This is a genomic window from Adhaeribacter sp. (assembly GCF_057359045.1).
In genome coordinates this window covers 1-15,438 of sequence record NZ_JBMQUD010000146.1, presented here as the reverse complement: position 1 = coordinate 15,438, position 15,438 = coordinate 1, and the positions used below count along the sequence as shown (strand labels likewise).

Genomic DNA, 15,438 nt, shown 5'->3' with positions numbered 1-15,438 from the left:
CCATGGTAGCTTTAATATTGCTGATTAAGTTATTATGGGTAAGCATTACCCCTTTGGGGTTGCCGGTAGTTCCAGAGGTATAAATAATAGTTAATAAATCCTCGGGGGTTACGGCGGCTTTGTAAGGTTCTAAATTGGCTTTATCGGCGGGGTTTGCCAAGTCCAGCAGTTCACGCCAATGTTTGGCACCGGGCACCTGATCGAACGTATAAATTTCCTGAATGCCTTCTATATCGGCGGTAGCCGCCAATACTTTATTATACAAAGCGCTGTTTGATACAAACACCATTTTTACCCCGGCATCCTGAAAAATATAACGGTAATCTTCTACGGTTATGGTAGGGTACATGGGGACACTTATGGCTCCTACTTGCTGCATACCATGATCGGCGATAAGCCACTCGGGCCGGTTGAGCGAGATAATGGCAATTTTATCGTCTTTTTTAATGCCGGCGGCTAGCAAGCCCAGACTAAAAATATTAATGGTATCAATAACCTCCTGCGTACTTTGCTTTACCCACTGGCCATCTATTTTCGCTACCAGGCAATCTGGCTGCGGGTATTTTTGTAGCTGATACGGGAGTATGTCAAATACTCTTTTAAATTCCATGGTGGATTGGTAAGCTGGTTTTTAACAAAAGTTAAATAAAAGTATTTTTTCTGAAAATTCTATCAAATTGTACAAATAACCTGCGGCTCTGGTTTTAAAAATTTAAATATACCGGCCACCACCATCAGGGTTCTTAAAATTTATTAATTTTGAACCGCTACTCGCCCTTCTGTATGAACCTTTCTATTTTTTTTGAACCGCTACGCGATTTTGCCGATGAGTTTACTTCTGATGCCAAATCAGTGGGTAATGCTATAAGCCTTTTTCAGCATAAATTCCCGGAATGGCGCTCGGCCCATTTAGCCATTATTGGCATTAACGAATACCGGGGCTGCGGACAAGAACCGGCTGCCAACCATCCGGCCAACGAGGTGCGCCGGAAACTTTATAAACTCAAGAAAGGTACCGGCGCTTACAAAATTGTAGACTTGGGTAATTTAATGCCCGGCATTACGCTCGAAGATACCTACCTCCGGATAAAAGAAATTGTCGAGATCCTGATGGCCAGCCAAACTTTACCGGTACTTATCGGGGGCAGCCACGACCTGGATTTTGGGCAGTTTTTAGGTTACGAGAACCTGGAAAAAGCCATAAACCTGGTTACCGTAGACAGTTGCATTGATATGCAGGAAACCACCGAGGTGCCGTTACTTTATAAACGACACCTGCACCGTATTCTGATGCACGAACCCAATTATCTTTTTAGCTTAAGCCAGGTAGGTTTCCAATCGTACCTGGTAGAGCCGGAGGTAATTGCCACTTTAGAAAAATTACATTTCGAGACGGTACGGGTAGGCGAAGTACACCGTAATTTTCAGTTAGTAGAGCCGGTAATTCGGCAAGCCCATTTACTAAGTTTTGATGTAAGCGCCATTAATTCCCAGGCGGCACCCAATACTACCGGCAGTAACCCGTTTGGGCTAACCGGCGAGGAGGCTTGCCAGATTTGCTGGTACGCCGGCCTGAATGATAATTTAACTTCTTTTGGGTTGTACGAATATCACCCGGAGCGCGACCACCACGGCCTTACTGCCATGACCCTGGCCGTTATGCTCTGGTACTTTATTGAGGGCTATTATCACCGCAAAAACGAAACTGATTTTACGAGCAAAAAATTTGTGCGCTACGCCATTGCTTTCCACGATAATCCGAACAAAATGATTTTTTACAAAAGCAAGGTTAGCGATAAATGGTGGATGGAAGTAGAAGCGCTCAGCGGCGAGAAAAACGTAAAGATTGTACCGTGCAGTTACGACGATTATTTGTTGGCCTCTAAAGGTGAAGTGCCTAACCGCTGGATTTTAACGCAGGGCAGAATGGCGTAGCTTTAGTAAGCGATATTCTAGCTGGCTTTGTATTTTTGAAACAAGTTTGGTAAAAATATTAGTTTATCTTTTGCAAGATTTCATCTTTCAATATGGTGGTGCTAGTGATTTAGCTACTGCCTAAGTAAGCTCCCGGCCGCGGGGCCCCGTTAGGCCGCTCGGGCTATTAAGTCTTTCTTTCCTCCGGCGTCGGAATGCCTCGTCCCTCGGCACCGGAATTCTTAAAGGCCCTCTCTGTCCAAACTGCGATAATTGCCTGTAGCTACCGCTATTCTGGTTGTAAATTAATGGTTGTTTGATGAATGTTAAAAAGTTGATTGCTGCTAGTGCTCTTCCAAAATAATTTTCAGAACTAAATGAGGGCTTAGGAAGCAAAAGAACTCTTGTAGCCCTACATTCATAATTTCTGGTTTTTAAATTAAACAAGCACTAGCTTCTTGCACTTATTACACCAGTTTACTACAACGGGTTAGCGGCTGAAGATGCGTTACCCGCCTCCCCGTCTATTTTAGGAGGAGAGGCGGGTGGTAAACACGCAATAGCTTATCGTAATGTAAAACCTTTCCAAAAGTGAGCTGTGTTTAGAAGGGTATTATTAAAGATTGCCTGACTATTCCAAAGATTTATTTAGGAGGCGCACCATTAAATCGTTTAAATATTCTACCTCGTAAGGGCCCACCGAGGCCTCGAGATGATCGTTGCCAATACCGCTGTGGTTGGTAATAAATACATAAGTTCCGTTGGTGCCAATGGCAAAAAGGCGCATTAAAAACTCGGTACTTTTATCGATGCCACTGGCCGTTACCGGAATTATTTTTATCCCCTTTTGGGCTGCCTGCCCCATGGCTACGCGCAAATCGGCCATTATTTCGGGGTTATTGTGGGGCGGCGCATCCAATACCAAAAACAAAATCCGGGCGGTGGCCGCATCCGACCAGTCTAAATGATTGATTCCTTCTTGTAATGCCGAATGTACAGCTTCCGGAAAATCGCCGCCCCCATCGGCTTTTTGGGCTTTAATAAAATTAACCGTTTGGTTTATATCCGCCGAAATATCAGATTTACGGGTAAGATATTCGTCGTCTTTGTCGCGGTAAAACACCGAACCCAGGCGTACTGATACGTTCTGGTTATTTTGCTTCACGCGGTTAATTACATCCAGCAGCTCGGTTTTTAAAAAACTTAGTTCGTCGCCCATAGAGCCAGTGGCATCTACTACAAAAGCTACTTCTAATTTTTTGGTGGCGGCGTTGTTAATATTAGGCAGCGTTACGGCATTAACGCCATTGCTATACGTTTTTAAACCGCCGGTAATATTTAAGATTTGGCCATTGGCTTTTAACTTAAGTTTGCTGGTATTAGCGGTGCCTTGCTGGTTAAACATGTTTACCCAAAGTTCGGCCTTGCCCAAATTATCGGTGCGGGCACGCCACACCACCTGTTCATACTCATCCAGAAGCTCCAGCTTTATATTGGTTAACGGTTGGGTTTGCGAATTTTGCAGTTGCACCGCTATGCGGTTTAGCGGGGTAATTTTCCAGGCAGTGGGCACTGCTGCGTACTCTGGGTTCTGCATTAAATTTTGCCAGAAACCCCAATTAGTTAAATCGTTCCACTCGCCGGCCGTCATTTTTCCGGCTGTTTCACCATTGTTGTTGCCGGTGTTTGGTCCAGCCGCCGATTTAAAAGAATCGGTAAGGGCGGGCGCCATTTCGTCCAGGCTGCCCTCGGCACAACTCCACAAAAAAAACAGGCAGAAATATAGGAGTAAATTCTTTTTCATAGAAAGTTCATTATCAAAGGCAAACAAAATATTTAACCCGGCAACAGGCGTAACTACTCTAAAGAGTCTGGTTAAGCTTATTTGGTTGCACCTAAAAGTTTAAAATATTATTTTTTTCTGGGTAGTCTTTTGCTTGTTTTTGCCTTTACTTTACCGCATGCAAGAACCCCAACTGCCCCAATACACCAAAGCCCAACTGGCTCTGCGCAATGGCCAGGATCGCGACGAAATCTGGATAGCCTACCAGGGCCGCATTTACGATGTGCGTAAATCGCGCCTCTGGAGCCGGGGCAACCACTATGAGCACTGGGCCGGCCAGGACTTAACCGAAGAATTAAAAGATGCCCCGCACACCGAATATGTTTTTGATAAATTTGAAGTGATTGGCTTACTTAAATAACCAGTAAAGTAAACTCCCCTGCTCTATCACAGGCATTACTGTTAAAATCTGCTTATTTTTGCGCAACATCTATATTTATTACACAACACCTACTGATGAGTACAACCGAAGCAAGTTCGCATTTTAATAACCTGGAGTACATGACCGTACATGAACTACTGGTAAATATTAACCAAGAAGATAAAACTGTACCGCTGGCCGTAGAAAAAGCTATTCCGCAAATAGAGGCGCTGGTGCAGGTAGTAGTAAACCGGATGCAAAATGGTGGCCGCTTGTTTTATATTGGTGCCGGCACCAGTGGCCGGTTGGGCATTGTAGATGCCTCGGAATGTCCGCCTACTTACGGTGTGCCCCACGGATTGGTAATTGGCCTGATTGCCGGCGGCGATACAGCTATACGAAAAGCCGTAGAGTTTGCCGAAGACGATTTTAACCAGGCCTGGCAAGACTTACAACAGCACCAGATTAATAATAAAGATGTAGTGGTGGGCATTGCGGCTTCGGGCCGTACGCCTTACGTAATTGGGGGTTTAGAGCAGTGCCGCGCCCAAGGCATTGCTACCGGCTGTATTGTTTGTAATGCCAGCTCTAAAGTGGCGCAAGTTGCCGAATACCCCGTAGAAATTGTTACTGGTCCGGAGTTTGTAACCGGCAGCACCCGCATGAAAGCCGGTACCGCCCAAAAACTGGCGCTTAACATGCTTACTACGGCTACCATGATTCAGTTAGGCCACGTAAAAGGCAATAAAATGGTAGATATGCAGCTATCTAACCACAAACTGGTAAACCGGGCTGTGCGCATGGTAATGGAAGAAATACCCGTAAGCGAAGCCGAAGCCGAAAAACTGCTGCAACAATACGGCAACGTGCGCGGCGTAATAGATAATTACCCCGGTAAATAATCACTTCGCGGCAAAATATTAGCGCATTTTAAATAATAGTTGGTCGGGATAAAGCGGGAAGTTTGGGCAAGATATTTTGGTTAATCTTTTATTTCCGGAAACTCAAAACAACCTCTTTTTTGTATGTAAGTATGTAAAACAAAAAAGTAGTTATTTAACCGACTCTAAATTATATATGCATACCATAGAGCCCTTTTATAATTGGATAGAACAATACAGCGCTGCCGAAGATCCGCGTTCGCCGCTCTATGGCGCCGAAAATAACCTGATGCAATATACCCATAATATTTACGGGTACTACATTCATCCGCAGTGGGACGATATTGAATCTGAAACGTTGTTTCTGAAAATACTTTATGCCGATTACGATAATGGCTTTGGCATAATTGAGTTTATAGGCGAATGGAACGACACGCTGCACAACGACATTATGCAGTTAAAACGCAACATTATCGACCCGATGGTACAGGAAGGCATTCACCGGTTTATCTTAATTGGCGAGAATGTATTTAACTTCCACGGCTCCGACGACAGTTACTACGAAGAATGGTTTGAAGACGTAGAAGACGGCTGGATTGCGGCCATTTGTTTCCAGGATTTTGTTTTAGAAGAAATGAAGCGCTACAACCTGGATTATTACATTAATTTTGGCGGTAGCCTGGAGCAAATAAACTGGCGTACCCTGGAGCCGCACCTTCTTTTTAACCGGGTAAGCAATCTTATCCAGAAGAGGTTAGGCGCTTAAAAGCGTGTTTTTTCTCAGAAAAAAATAATTTGCTTTAAACAAGTAATAATATTTTTTAAAGCAGCAGGCCCGCCATGTAAATGGCGGGCCTGCTGCTTTAAATTATTTAATTCTTCACTTCGTCTTTTACATCCTCGGCTTCGTCTTCTATTTCGTCGCCGGCTTCTTCTAAGTCATCTTCTGCTTCATCGGCGGCTTCAGAAGTTTCTTCAGCAGCATTTTCGCGTTGCGAATCGCAGGAGGTACCCGCAAAACTCAGCAAGCCCGTAGCTAATAGCATTAAAAATATCTTTTTCATAGTTTTGTTTATCTAAGTGGCTAGTAAAAAATGTCTGTTACTATTTAATATTTTAACAGTACGTATTTTTGCTATTCGGGTTAAGTATTTATCAGTATACCACTTACAACTGTTCTGTAAAAACAAGAGGCTGATTCTCCGTCTCGAAAATCAGCCTCTTGTTTAATGCCTTAGTTTAGCTTACATTTTTCTCTTCCGGCTAACACTATCGGTAATGGTATCGGCCGGAATAATAATGGCGGCTGTGTCGATATTGGCAACCGTGGTTTCGGCCCGGTCGGCGGCGGTAGAAGTTTCCGATACGCCATCAGGCCCGGTTTCGTAAGTATCGCCATCTTCCACTTTTCTAGCACTGCAAGCTAGTTGCACTACCATTACCAAGCTTAATAAGGCCAGATGTATTTTTCTTGAGGTCATGAAATAAGGTTTAGCCAGAATAAAAATAAAACTTTTATTTAAAGCAACCGGCTATTTTATTTTTTCCGGTAAACAATATTAATCGGCACGCCTTCAAAACCAAAGTGTTTGCGCACCTTATTTTCGAGAAAACGGGTATAACTCTCCCGAATATATTGCGGCAGGTTACAGAAAAACGCAAACGTAGGATTATGCGTGGGCAACTGCGTTACGTACTTTATTTTCACAAATTTGCCTTTAATGGCCGGCGGCGGATACGCTTCTATCTCTTTCAGCAAAACATCGTTTAATTTAGAGGTCGATATTTTCTGGGTTTTATTTTCGTATACCGCAATGGCCGTTTCAATGGCTTTGTGTACCCGCTGCTTGGTTAAGACCGAGGTAAAAATAATGGGCATATAGGTCATAGGCGCTAGTTTCTCCCGGATTTGGTCTTCCATTTCCTTCATGGTATTGGTGCCTTTGTTTTCGATCAGGTCCCATTTATTTACCAGAATCACAATACCCTTGCGGTTTTTATCGGCCAGGCCAATAATATTTACATCCTGGGCTTCCAGGCCGCGGGTAGCATCTACCATTACAATACAAACATCCGATTCTTCCAAAGCCCGGATAGAGCGCAGCACCGAGTAAAATTCAATATCTTCGTGTACTTTGGCTTTGCGGCGTAAACCAGCCGTATCAATAATAATAAATTCGTTGCCAAAAGCATTGTAGCGCGAGTGAATGGAGTCGCGGGTGGTGCCGGCAATATCGGTTACAATATTCCGCTCTTCGCCCAACAGCAAATTTACAAACGACGATTTACCCACGTTGGGCCGGCCCAATACGGCAATTCTGGGAATACCTTCTTCGGGATTTTCAGGATCTTCGGTTTCAAAATGTTTAACTACTTCGTCGAGCAGGTCGCCGGTACCCGAACCACTTTGCGACGAAATCGGGAATATTTCGCCGCCGATGCCTAAAGCGTAAAACTCACCGGCCAGTTGGGCCCGTAAGTTGGTATCGGCTTTATTAGCTATTATAAAAATAGGTTTGTCGGTCCGGCGGAGCACGTTGGCAAATTCTTCGTCGAGGCTGTTAAGGCCTGCGTCTACATCTACCATAAATAAAATAACAGTCGCTTCTTTTATGGCCAGATCTACCTGCTTCCGGATTTCTTCTTCAAAAATATCGTCGGAGCCGTGTACATAGCCCCCGGTATCAATTACCGTAAAAAATTTACCGCACCACTCGGCGTAGCCATAATGCCGGTCGCGGGTTACGCCGCTCACGTTGTCCATGATGGCTTTACGCTCGCCTACCAGGCGGTTAAAAAGCGTACTTTTGCCAACATTGGGTCGGCCGACAATTGCAACAATATTTGCCATTTGTTTTGGTTTTGTCTTTTCAGCCCGGGTTAGTTGTGGCCGGGTATCCGAAAAGGATTTAGAAATTTATTTACATTTTGCCTCAGCTTTAAATCTCTTTAAAACTTCCGGCTCTCCTCTATTAAAATATTACAACCTGTTTGTATAGCAAACCGGGGGTAATGAATAAAAGCATTTTTTACTGGTGGCAGTTAGAAACTACTCGTTACTATTATAGCCAAAGCGGTTTAAGGCTTTGGCATTGGTCCGCCAGTTTTCGTTTACGCGTACGTATAGTTCCACGTGAACCTTTTTGCCGAAAAACGTTTCCATATCTTTGCGGGCCAGCGTGCCTACTTTTTTGAGCATTTCGCCCTGGTGCCCGATAATAATGCCTTTTTGGCTTTTGCGCTCTACGTTTATATCGGCGCGCATCCGGATAATATTTTCGTCTTCTTTAAATTCTTCTACTACTACTTCGCAGCTATAAGGCACTTCTTTTTTGTAGAGTAAGAATATTTTTTCGCGGATCATCTCGGCCGCAAAGAAACGTTCGGGCTTGTCGGTTAGTTCATCTTTGGGATAATAAGCCGGGTGCTCGGGCAAATATTGCAGAATCAGTTCAAATACTGTGTCGGTGCCTTTTTTTTCTAAAGCCGAAATGGGTACAATTTCTTTTGCCGGTACTTTGTCTTTCCAATATTCTATTTTCTGCAGCACATCGTCGGAACTGGCCTGGTCTATTTTGTTAATCAGCAGCACAATAGGTACTGATGTTTTTTGCAGGCGCTGCACTATTTCTTCTTCGTCGTGCTTTTCGTAAATATCGGTTACAAACAAAATAACATCGGCATCTTCTAAAGAGGTATGCACAAACCGCATCATAGATTGGTGCAATTCGTATTTGGGCTGAATAATGCCGGGAGTATCGGAATAAACAATCTGAAAATCGTCGCCGTTGAGAATACCCATAATGCGGTGGCGCGTGGTTTGGGCTTTAGACGTAATAATAGAAAGCCGCTCGCCTACCAGCACGTTCATGAGCGTAGATTTGCCCACATTCGGTTTCCCGATAATACTCACAAAGCCGGCTTTATGGGGTTTTTCGCTCATGTTTTCTTTATTATTTTTACTGTTACTCTCAGGAATACTCATTTAAAACGTAATCTGTTTTAAATGAGGCCGCAAAGGTACGCTTTTTAAATGGTATTTCCGGTCTGGATATTTATTATCCTAAATATTTAAAAGTCATACGCAACTTTGCGCGATACAATTTGTTAAGCTAAAAAATTATTTACCCGAAGCTGCGTATCTTTGCACCAAATTTTTTAATGAATGCTTTAAGTTAAAGCTCGGTTTAATGCTGCTCTTGTATTGAGCCCGGAACCTAAAACTAATGACTTACTACTTATAAATTAATTATGGCCACTTCCCCCAACGGAAAAATTGGTGTATTATTAATAAACCTAGGTACTCCCGATACGCCTGAAACGCCGGATGTACGTAAATATTTGCAGGAATTCCTGATGGATAAGCGGGTAATTGATATTCCGGCTGTGCAACGTTATTTCCTGATAAACGGCATTATTGCCCCTTTCCGGGCACCTAAATCGGCAAAAATATACAAAGAACTCTGGGATGACCGCGGCTCGCCGCTGCTTTACTATGGCCACGACTTACGGGATTTGGTACAAGCCGCGCTCGGCGACAAATATGTAGTTGCCCTGGGTATGCGTTACCAAAGCCCCAGCATTAAAAGTGCTTTGGAAGAACTTCGCGACCACCAGGTCGATCGCATTATTGTATTGCCTTTATACCCGCAGTACGCATCGGCCTCTACGGGCACATCGCACGATAAAGTAATGGAAGTGGTAAAAGACTGGTGGATTGTACCGGGTATTAATTTTATCAGTACCTTTTGCGACGACCCTTTATTTATTAAAGCTTTTGCCGAAATAGGCCGCAAACATCTGGAATCGCGTAAGTACGACCACGTTTTATTTAGCTACCACGGCATACCCGAAAGACACGTGTTAAAAGGCAGCGTTAAAAATTATTGCAAATTAGGTTCTTGCTGCAACACGTACCACAAGCTAAATCGCTACTGTTACCGGGCACAATGTTTCCAGACCTCACGCTTACTGGCCAAAGAGCTGGGCTTAGCCGAAGACCAGTACACGGTGGCTTTTCAATCGCGCCTGGGCAAAGACCCGTGGCTCAAACCTTACTCCGACGAAGTATTAAAGGAATTTCCGGCCAAAGGTTATAAGAATGTTTTAGCGTTTAGTCCGGCCTTTGTAGCCGACTGCCTCGAAACTACTGTAGAAGTAGGACGTGAATTTAAAGAAATGTTTGAAGCGGCTGGCGGCGAGCACTGGCAACTGGTAGAAAGCCTGAATACGCACCCGTTGTGGGTAGAAGCCGTGAAACAAATAATATTAAGAAATTAAGCCAAAGAGCCCCTCTTATAAATTGGGGCTCTCTTTTTTTCAGCTGTTTACACAGCACTAATATTTATCAATAGTATCCTTTCTTTACGCAAGCTTAAAAGAAGGAATATTTTAAATCATTACCGCATGTAAAAGATATACTAATAAGCACCTACTCCATCCGGCAGTTTTTTCTTTCACAATTAATTAACGGCGCTATATTTATAACGGATTATACCCTCCCGAACCTGTTTATCGAGAATTAAAGTACGTTTGGTTAATTCACTTACTTTCCAGGTTACTGTTACTGTATTGCAGTTAGAGTTTATTTGAAGAATATTATCTGAAGAGAGCTGAAATGTTCCGGTACAATTTTTGAATGCCCCATTAGCACCTTCTTGTAATACATAATTGCCATTAGCAGAAAATTCTAACCGGTGAGCGCCCTCCATTGAAACATTGGCCCATTTAAAATTCCCGCCGTTAACATAGCCATCATACATTTGTATCAGAACCCACTTTCTTTGTAAGGTTTGCGGTCCATTCCCTTCATCTTTCTTACAGCTTATGAGCAGAAGCGATAGAATTAATATTAACTGCAGTTGCTTTTTCATGTTAGAAGGCTTTGCTCTATGACCCAGCAATTATATTGGAGGTTGCATTAGCCTTTAATAAAAACGTTTAATAAAAGAAAAAGCCTTTTTATCAATTCAAATCGGTTTCTGTTGGTGACTTTTCAGTCCTAAATTCTGATTTTTTCAGACTTTTTTTAAATCCGCCCACTTATCGTTTAGCAACGGCCGATTGGATTTTAATTTACTTATTAAAGTGGGAATATCATTTTCTACAATCAGGCTGTCGCGACGTTCTTTTCTTAAAAAGCCTTCGGTTACACAGGTATCTAACATTTGTAGCAAGGAATTAAAATAACCGTTTACGTTCAGGAAAGCACAAGGCTTTGCTATAATGCCTAACTGATTCCAGGTAATAACTTCACAAATTTCATCAAAAGTACCTAAACCGCCCGGCAAAGCTACAAATGCATCCGACAGGCTGGCCATTAGGGCTTTGCGCTCGTGCATGGTATCTACCACGTGGAGTTGGGTGAGGTTGGTATGGGCTACTTCGCGGGCCACCAAACCCTGGGGAATTACGCCAATGGCCGAGCCACCCGCGGCCAATACACTATCGGCAATAACACCCATTAAACCCACTTTGCCGCCGCCAAATACCAAGGTAATTTTTTCCTGAGCCAGTTGCTCGCCTAAAGTCTTTGCGGCCTCGGCATATACCGCATTATTACCCGCACTTGCTCCACAAAATACTGCTAAGCTGTTCATGTTTCAGATGTTCTAAATTAGCTACGGAATATCAAACCGTATACGTCAGGCACCGCAGCTACCTTTTAAAATATTCCAAATCTTATCTTACTTATTCTACTACTTGCTACCATTTACCAACTTCAGAACCGAATAATTAAAAAGCAGCCCGGCGCAACCGATCGTTAATGGCACGCCCCAAACCTGTTTCGGGCAGTAGTTCAGCTAAAATAACTTCTACGGGTTGGGCATCAAGATAACGTAACCCAGAGAATAAATTACGGGCCGCTTCGTACACATCACCGGTTGCCGATAATTGTACCTGATGCGCCGCCGGTACTGTTGCAAACGTATCAGAAAAAGATAATATTCCCACTTGCCCGGACTTATAAGCCGGCAATATTCCGGCAATATTTCCCAGAACAACTTTTTTGCGGGGGGCATAATGGCTGCTAAGCATACCAGGTGCCTGCGGATTAGAACTGGAGGTTTTTACCCGCCCAATGCGCTTGCCCAGTACTTTTTCTATTTCTTCCAGCGCCAAACCGCCCAAACGCAATATTTCGGGCTCGCCATGGGCAAAGCCAATTATTGTAGATTCGATGCCTACCTGGCAAGAACCGCCGTCTAATATATAAGGTATTTTCTCACCTAGCTGTTGGTTTACGTGTTGGGCCGTAGTGGGGCTTACGTACCCAAATGGATTAGCGCTGGGAGCCGCCAAAGGAAAATCAATAGCCGATAAAAGCGCCAGCGTAAGCGGATGATTGGGAATGCGCACGCCCACCGAATCGTGGCCGGATGTTACCAGCAACGGCACGTTGGCGGCCCGGGGCAATATAAGGGTAAGGGGCCCCGGCATAAATGCTTCGGCTAGCTGATAAGCTGTTGCGGGAATATCCGTTGCAATTTGGCTAAATTGCGCTATACTGGCCGTATGTACTATCAGTGGGTCAAAAGACGGCCGGTTTTTTGCCTGGAATATTTTTATAACCGCTGCTTCGGAAAAGGCATTGGCGGCTAAACCATACACCGTTTCGGTAGGAATGGCCACCAATTGTTCCTGGTTTAACAATGCGGCGGCCTTGGCAATATTGGTTCCTGTTGCTGCCATAATTATTTCTGCGCCGCTAAGCTAATGCGTTAAGGTTCAAGTTTGTCCGGCAATACGCTCCGGCCCGGAGGTAAGTTTTATTATTTTAAAACAGATAATTTTTTATACATGCCCGCCAGTTTATCTACCACGTAATCAATTTCGTCGGCCGTGTTGTATTTGCTCATCGAGAAACGGATAGCCCCCCGGTTTGGGTCGGAGTTAATGGCCTGCAAAACGTGCGAACCAATATTAGAACCACTGGTGCAGGCACTACCACCCGAAACCGAAATTTTATTTATATCGAGGTTAAAGAGCAACATTTCGTTGATAGACGAGGGCGGCAAGCTCACGTTTAAAACGGTATACAAACTTTTATCGGCTTCGGCCGAATAACCGTTAAATTGTACATCCGGCAAATTTTCCAGCAGTTTCGCAATCAGCCGATCTTTTAAGCTTTGGATATATTTATGGTGTTCGGCCATATCGCGGTAAGCAATTTCAAGGGCTTTGGCCAATCCAATAATGCCGTACACGTTTTCGGTACCGCCCCGCATATTGCGCTCCTGTGAGCCTCCGTGGATAAAAGGCGGCACTTTAACAGCGGCGTTGGTGTAAATAAAACCTACGCCCTTAGGCCCATGAAATTTATGGGCCGAACCAACCAGAAAATGAACCGGTAGCTTTTGTAAATCGTGCCGGTAGTGGCCCATGGTTTGGACCGTATCGGTATGGAAGCTAGCGCCATGTTCTTTACAAATTTGCCCAATGGCCGCAATATCGTTGATATTACCAATCTCGTTGTTGGCGTGCATGAACGATACCAGCGTTTGCGGCTGGCCGGCCAGCAGTTGCTCCAGGTGTTCTAAATCCAAGCCGCCTTTATCATCGTGCCGCAGAAAAATTAACTCCAGTTCGCCGTTTTTGTGTAGCGCTTCTAACGAATGTAGTACCGCGTGGTGCTCGAGAGGTGAGCTAATGGCCCGCTTTATTTTTAAACTCTTAACGGTACTAAATATAGCGGCGTTATCGGCCTCAGTACCGCCCGAAGTAAAAAATATTTCGGCCGGCGATGTATTAAGTAATTGCGCAATGGTTTTGCGGGCTTTCTCAATGGCGGCCCTTACCTGCCGCCCGTGCGTGTGAATAGACGAGGGGTTTCCGAAATGCTCCAGCATAAACGGGGCCATTACATCAAACACTTCCTTATCTAAAGGCGTGGTAGCGGCATTATCGAGGTAAACCTGCATGAAATTGATTAAAAATTAAAATTAGAAATTTTGTAGCTGAACTAATATTAACGACTGCTTGGTCTGAACGCTACTTATATAGAATGCCCATTTCTAATTTTTAATTCATATTTCCTAATTCTTTAGGAATTGATAATTTCCTTAATATCATTGATGATTTTGTTGGCCAGGTGCTCAGCCGTGGCAATGGCATCCGACTCCGCGTAGATGCGGATAATGGGCTCGGTGTTCGACTTTCTTAAGTGCACCCACTCTTTGTCAAACTCTATCTTTACCCCATCTATTTTGTTTATCGGCTGCCGTGCATACTTCTGGCTTACCTGCTCCAGCACCTGGTCTACATCTATCTCAGCCGTAAGCTCTATCTTGTTCTTGGAAATGTAGTAGTTCGGATACGTACCCCGTAAGCGGCTGGCACTTAAACCCGACTTGGCCAAATGCGACAAAAACAAAGCAATGCCCACCAAAGCATCCCGCCCGTAGTGCAGTTCCGGGTAAATCACCCCGCCATTACCTTCTCCGCCAATTACCGCCTGCTGCGCTTTCATCTGCGTCACTACGTTTACCTCCCCTACGGCTGCGGCCGTGTACTGCCCGCCGGCTTTCTCGGTTACATCCCGCAAGGCCCGCGTGGAAGATAAGTTCGAAACCGTGTTGCCCGGCGTATGCTGCAGCACGTAATCGGCTACGGCTACCAGCGTGTATTCTTCGCCAAACATGCTCCCGTCTTCGCACACCAACGCCAATCTGTCTACATCCGGGTCTACTACTATGCCTAAATCGTAGCGCCCTTTTTCCAGCAGTTTGGCAATCTCGCGCAGGTTCTCGGGTAAAGGTTCAGGATTATGCGGAAAGTGGCCGTCGGGCTCACAATAAAGTTTTTCTACCTGCTGCACGCCCAAAGCTTCCAGCAACTGCGGCACAGCAATGCCGCCGCTGGAGTTTACCGCATCTACCACTACCCGGAAGTTGCGCGCCTGAATAGCCGCTACATCTACCAGCGGCAGCTCCAGAATGGCTTTGATGTGCCGCCGCAAAGCACTTTCGCTCTGTTGGTATTTGCCCAGCTGGTTTACCGGGGCAAACGTGAATGCTTCGGCTTCGGCCAGCTGCAGCACCAGCTCGCCTTCGGCCGCCGAGATAAACTCGCCCTGGTGGTTGAGCAGCTTTAACGCGTTCCACTGTTTGGGATTGTGGCTGGCCGTAAGAATAATGCCGCCGCCAGCTTTTTTGGCCGGTACCGCCATTTCTACGGTAGGCGTGGTAGACAGGCCTACATCAATTACGTTTAAGCCCAGCCCCTGCAAGGTGGCACACACCAGTTTGTTGACCATCTCGCCCGACAAACGCGCATCCCGCCCCACCACTACCGTGGCGTTGCCCGTGGTTTGCAGCACCCATGTGCCGTAAGCCGCCGCAAACTTTACTACGTCTACCGGCGTTAAACCTTCACCGGCTACGCCGCCTATCGTCCCCCGTATCCCGGATATCGTCTTGATTAACGTCACTTCTCTTCTT

General features: G+C 44.9%; 16 protein-coding genes. 5 read left to right on the top strand and 11 right to left on the bottom strand.

Annotated features, from left to right (window positions below; genetic code table 11):
* A partial coding sequence (locus ACO1R6_RS22525; protein ID WP_486267548.1) for an AMP-binding protein occupies nucleotides 1–610 on the bottom strand: 610 nt, incomplete at its 3' end.
* A 149-nt stretch (nucleotides 611–759) separates the two neighbouring features.
* Here ACO1R6_RS22525 and ACO1R6_RS22520 point away from each other — a divergent pair.
* Nucleotides 760–1,935, top strand: a complete 1,176-nt coding sequence (locus tag ACO1R6_RS22520) for a formimidoylglutamase (protein WP_486267546.1) — start codon at nucleotides 760–762, stop codon at nucleotides 1,933–1,935.
* A 610-nt stretch (nucleotides 1,936–2,545) separates the two neighbouring features.
* Here the strand turns inward: ACO1R6_RS22520 and ACO1R6_RS22515 are convergent.
* On the bottom strand, nucleotides 2,546–3,718 hold the full coding sequence (locus ACO1R6_RS22515) for a vWA domain-containing protein (protein WP_486267544.1): 1,173 nt from the start codon (nucleotides 3,716–3,718) through the stop codon (nucleotides 2,546–2,548).
* Between the two features lie 157 nt (nucleotides 3,719–3,875).
* Between ACO1R6_RS22515 and ACO1R6_RS22510 the strand changes: the two genes are divergently transcribed.
* The 3 genes from ACO1R6_RS22510 to ACO1R6_RS22500 all read left to right on the top strand — a co-directional run bounded on the left by ACO1R6_RS22510 (nucleotide 3,876) and on the right by ACO1R6_RS22500 (nucleotide 5,765).
* Nucleotides 3,876–4,118 (top strand): cytochrome b5 domain-containing protein, encoded by a 243-nt coding sequence (locus ACO1R6_RS22510; protein WP_486267542.1) that lies wholly within the window; start codon nucleotides 3,876–3,878, stop codon nucleotides 4,116–4,118.
* Nucleotides 4,119–4,213: 95 nt separating this feature from the next.
* Complete coding sequence (gene murQ / locus ACO1R6_RS22505) at nucleotides 4,214–5,020, top strand: N-acetylmuramic acid 6-phosphate etherase (protein ID WP_486267540.1); 807 nt, start codon at nucleotides 4,214–4,216, stop codon at nucleotides 5,018–5,020.
* Between the two features lie 175 nt (nucleotides 5,021–5,195).
* Nucleotides 5,196–5,765 carry a hypothetical protein gene (locus tag ACO1R6_RS22500; RefSeq protein WP_486267538.1) on the top strand — a complete coding sequence of 190 codons (570 nt, stop codon included), beginning with the start codon at nucleotides 5,196–5,198 and terminating at the stop codon, nucleotides 5,763–5,765.
* A gap of 106 nt (nucleotides 5,766–5,871) precedes the next feature.
* Here ACO1R6_RS22500 and ACO1R6_RS22495 read toward each other — a convergent pair whose 3' ends face one another.
* The 4 genes from ACO1R6_RS22495 to era form a co-directional block, all read right to left on the bottom strand.
* Nucleotides 5,872–6,063, bottom strand: a complete 192-nt coding sequence (locus ACO1R6_RS22495) for a hypothetical protein (protein ID WP_486267536.1) — start codon at nucleotides 6,061–6,063, stop codon at nucleotides 5,872–5,874.
* Nucleotides 6,064–6,243: 180 nt separating this feature from the next.
* Nucleotides 6,244–6,480: a hypothetical protein gene (locus tag ACO1R6_RS22490; protein WP_486267534.1), complete on the bottom strand. Its 237-nt coding sequence runs from the start codon at nucleotides 6,478–6,480 to the stop codon at nucleotides 6,244–6,246.
* A gap of 56 nt (nucleotides 6,481–6,536) precedes the next feature.
* Nucleotides 6,537–7,850: a ribosome biogenesis GTPase Der gene (gene der / locus ACO1R6_RS22485; protein WP_486267532.1), complete on the bottom strand. Its 1,314-nt coding sequence runs from the start codon at nucleotides 7,848–7,850 to the stop codon at nucleotides 6,537–6,539.
* Between the two features lie 198 nt (nucleotides 7,851–8,048).
* Entirely contained in the window at nucleotides 8,049–8,984 is a 936-nt protein-coding gene (era, locus tag ACO1R6_RS22480; protein ID WP_486267531.1) for a GTPase Era, read from the bottom strand.
* 266 nt (nucleotides 8,985–9,250) lie between these two features.
* Here era and hemH point away from each other — a divergent pair, with 266 nt between their 5' ends.
* Nucleotides 9,251–10,279: a ferrochelatase gene (gene hemH / locus ACO1R6_RS22475; RefSeq protein WP_486267529.1), complete on the top strand. Its 1,029-nt coding sequence runs from the start codon at nucleotides 9,251–9,253 to the stop codon at nucleotides 10,277–10,279.
* Nucleotides 10,280–10,461: 182 nt separating this feature from the next.
* Here hemH and ACO1R6_RS22470 read toward each other — a convergent pair whose 3' ends face one another.
* The 5 genes from ACO1R6_RS22470 to glmM all read right to left on the bottom strand — a co-directional run bounded on the left by ACO1R6_RS22470 (nucleotide 10,462) and on the right by glmM (nucleotide 15,428).
* Entirely contained in the window at nucleotides 10,462–10,872 is a 411-nt protein-coding gene (locus ACO1R6_RS22470) for a hypothetical protein (RefSeq protein ID WP_486267527.1), read from the bottom strand.
* A gap of 144 nt (nucleotides 10,873–11,016) precedes the next feature.
* Complete coding sequence (locus tag ACO1R6_RS22465) at nucleotides 11,017–11,598, bottom strand: LOG family protein (protein ID WP_486267525.1); 582 nt, start codon at nucleotides 11,596–11,598, stop codon at nucleotides 11,017–11,019.
* Nucleotides 11,599–11,734: 136 nt separating this feature from the next.
* Nucleotides 11,735–12,691 carry an L-threonylcarbamoyladenylate synthase gene (locus ACO1R6_RS22460; protein WP_486267523.1) on the bottom strand — a complete coding sequence of 319 codons (957 nt, stop codon included), beginning with the start codon at nucleotides 12,689–12,691 and terminating at the stop codon, nucleotides 11,735–11,737.
* 80 nt (nucleotides 12,692–12,771) lie between these two features.
* Nucleotides 12,772–13,920: a cysteine desulfurase family protein gene (locus tag ACO1R6_RS22455; RefSeq protein WP_486267521.1), complete on the bottom strand. Its 1,149-nt coding sequence runs from the start codon at nucleotides 13,918–13,920 to the stop codon at nucleotides 12,772–12,774.
* A gap of 122 nt (nucleotides 13,921–14,042) precedes the next feature.
* Entirely contained in the window at nucleotides 14,043–15,428 is a 1,386-nt protein-coding gene (glmM, locus tag ACO1R6_RS22450) for a phosphoglucosamine mutase (protein ID WP_486267550.1), read from the bottom strand.
* Between the last annotated feature and the right edge of the window lie 10 nt (nucleotides 15,429–15,438).

What these genes read in the sequence shown, in the direction of transcription:
- murQ (WP_486267540.1), top strand. Translation starts at nt 4,214, where the DNA reads ATGAGTACAACCGAAGCAAGTTCGCATTTTAATAACCTGGAGTACATG.
- ACO1R6_RS22510 (WP_486267542.1), top strand. Translation starts at nt 3,876, where the DNA reads ATGCAAGAACCCCAACTGCCCCAATACACCAAAGCCCAACTGGCTCTG.
- ACO1R6_RS22460 (WP_486267523.1), bottom strand. Translation starts at nt 12,691, where the DNA reads ATGGCAGCAACAGGAACCAATATTGCCAAGGCCGCCGCATTGTTAAAC.
- der (WP_486267532.1), bottom strand. Translation starts at nt 7,850, where the DNA reads ATGGCAAATATTGTTGCAATTGTCGGCCGACCCAATGTTGGCAAAAGT.
- ACO1R6_RS22455 (WP_486267521.1), bottom strand. Translation starts at nt 13,920, where the DNA reads ATGCAGGTTTACCTCGATAATGCCGCTACCACGCCTTTAGATAAGGAA.
- hemH (WP_486267529.1), top strand. Translation starts at nt 9,251, where the DNA reads ATGGCCACTTCCCCCAACGGAAAAATTGGTGTATTATTAATAAACCTA.
- ACO1R6_RS22470 (WP_486267527.1), bottom strand. Translation starts at nt 10,872, where the DNA reads ATGAAAAAGCAACTGCAGTTAATATTAATTCTATCGCTTCTGCTCATA.
- ACO1R6_RS22500 (WP_486267538.1), top strand. Translation starts at nt 5,196, where the DNA reads ATGCATACCATAGAGCCCTTTTATAATTGGATAGAACAATACAGCGCT.
- ACO1R6_RS22515 (WP_486267544.1), bottom strand. Translation starts at nt 3,718, where the DNA reads ATGAAAAAGAATTTACTCCTATATTTCTGCCTGTTTTTTTTGTGGAGT.
- ACO1R6_RS22490 (WP_486267534.1), bottom strand. Translation starts at nt 6,480, where the DNA reads ATGACCTCAAGAAAAATACATCTGGCCTTATTAAGCTTGGTAATGGTA.
- ACO1R6_RS22495 (WP_486267536.1), bottom strand. Translation starts at nt 6,063, where the DNA reads ATGAAAAAGATATTTTTAATGCTATTAGCTACGGGCTTGCTGAGTTTT.
- era (WP_486267531.1), bottom strand. Translation starts at nt 8,984, where the DNA reads ATGAGTATTCCTGAGAGTAACAGTAAAAATAATAAAGAAAACATGAGC.
- ACO1R6_RS22465 (WP_486267525.1), bottom strand. Translation starts at nt 11,598, where the DNA reads ATGAACAGCTTAGCAGTATTTTGTGGAGCAAGTGCGGGTAATAATGCG.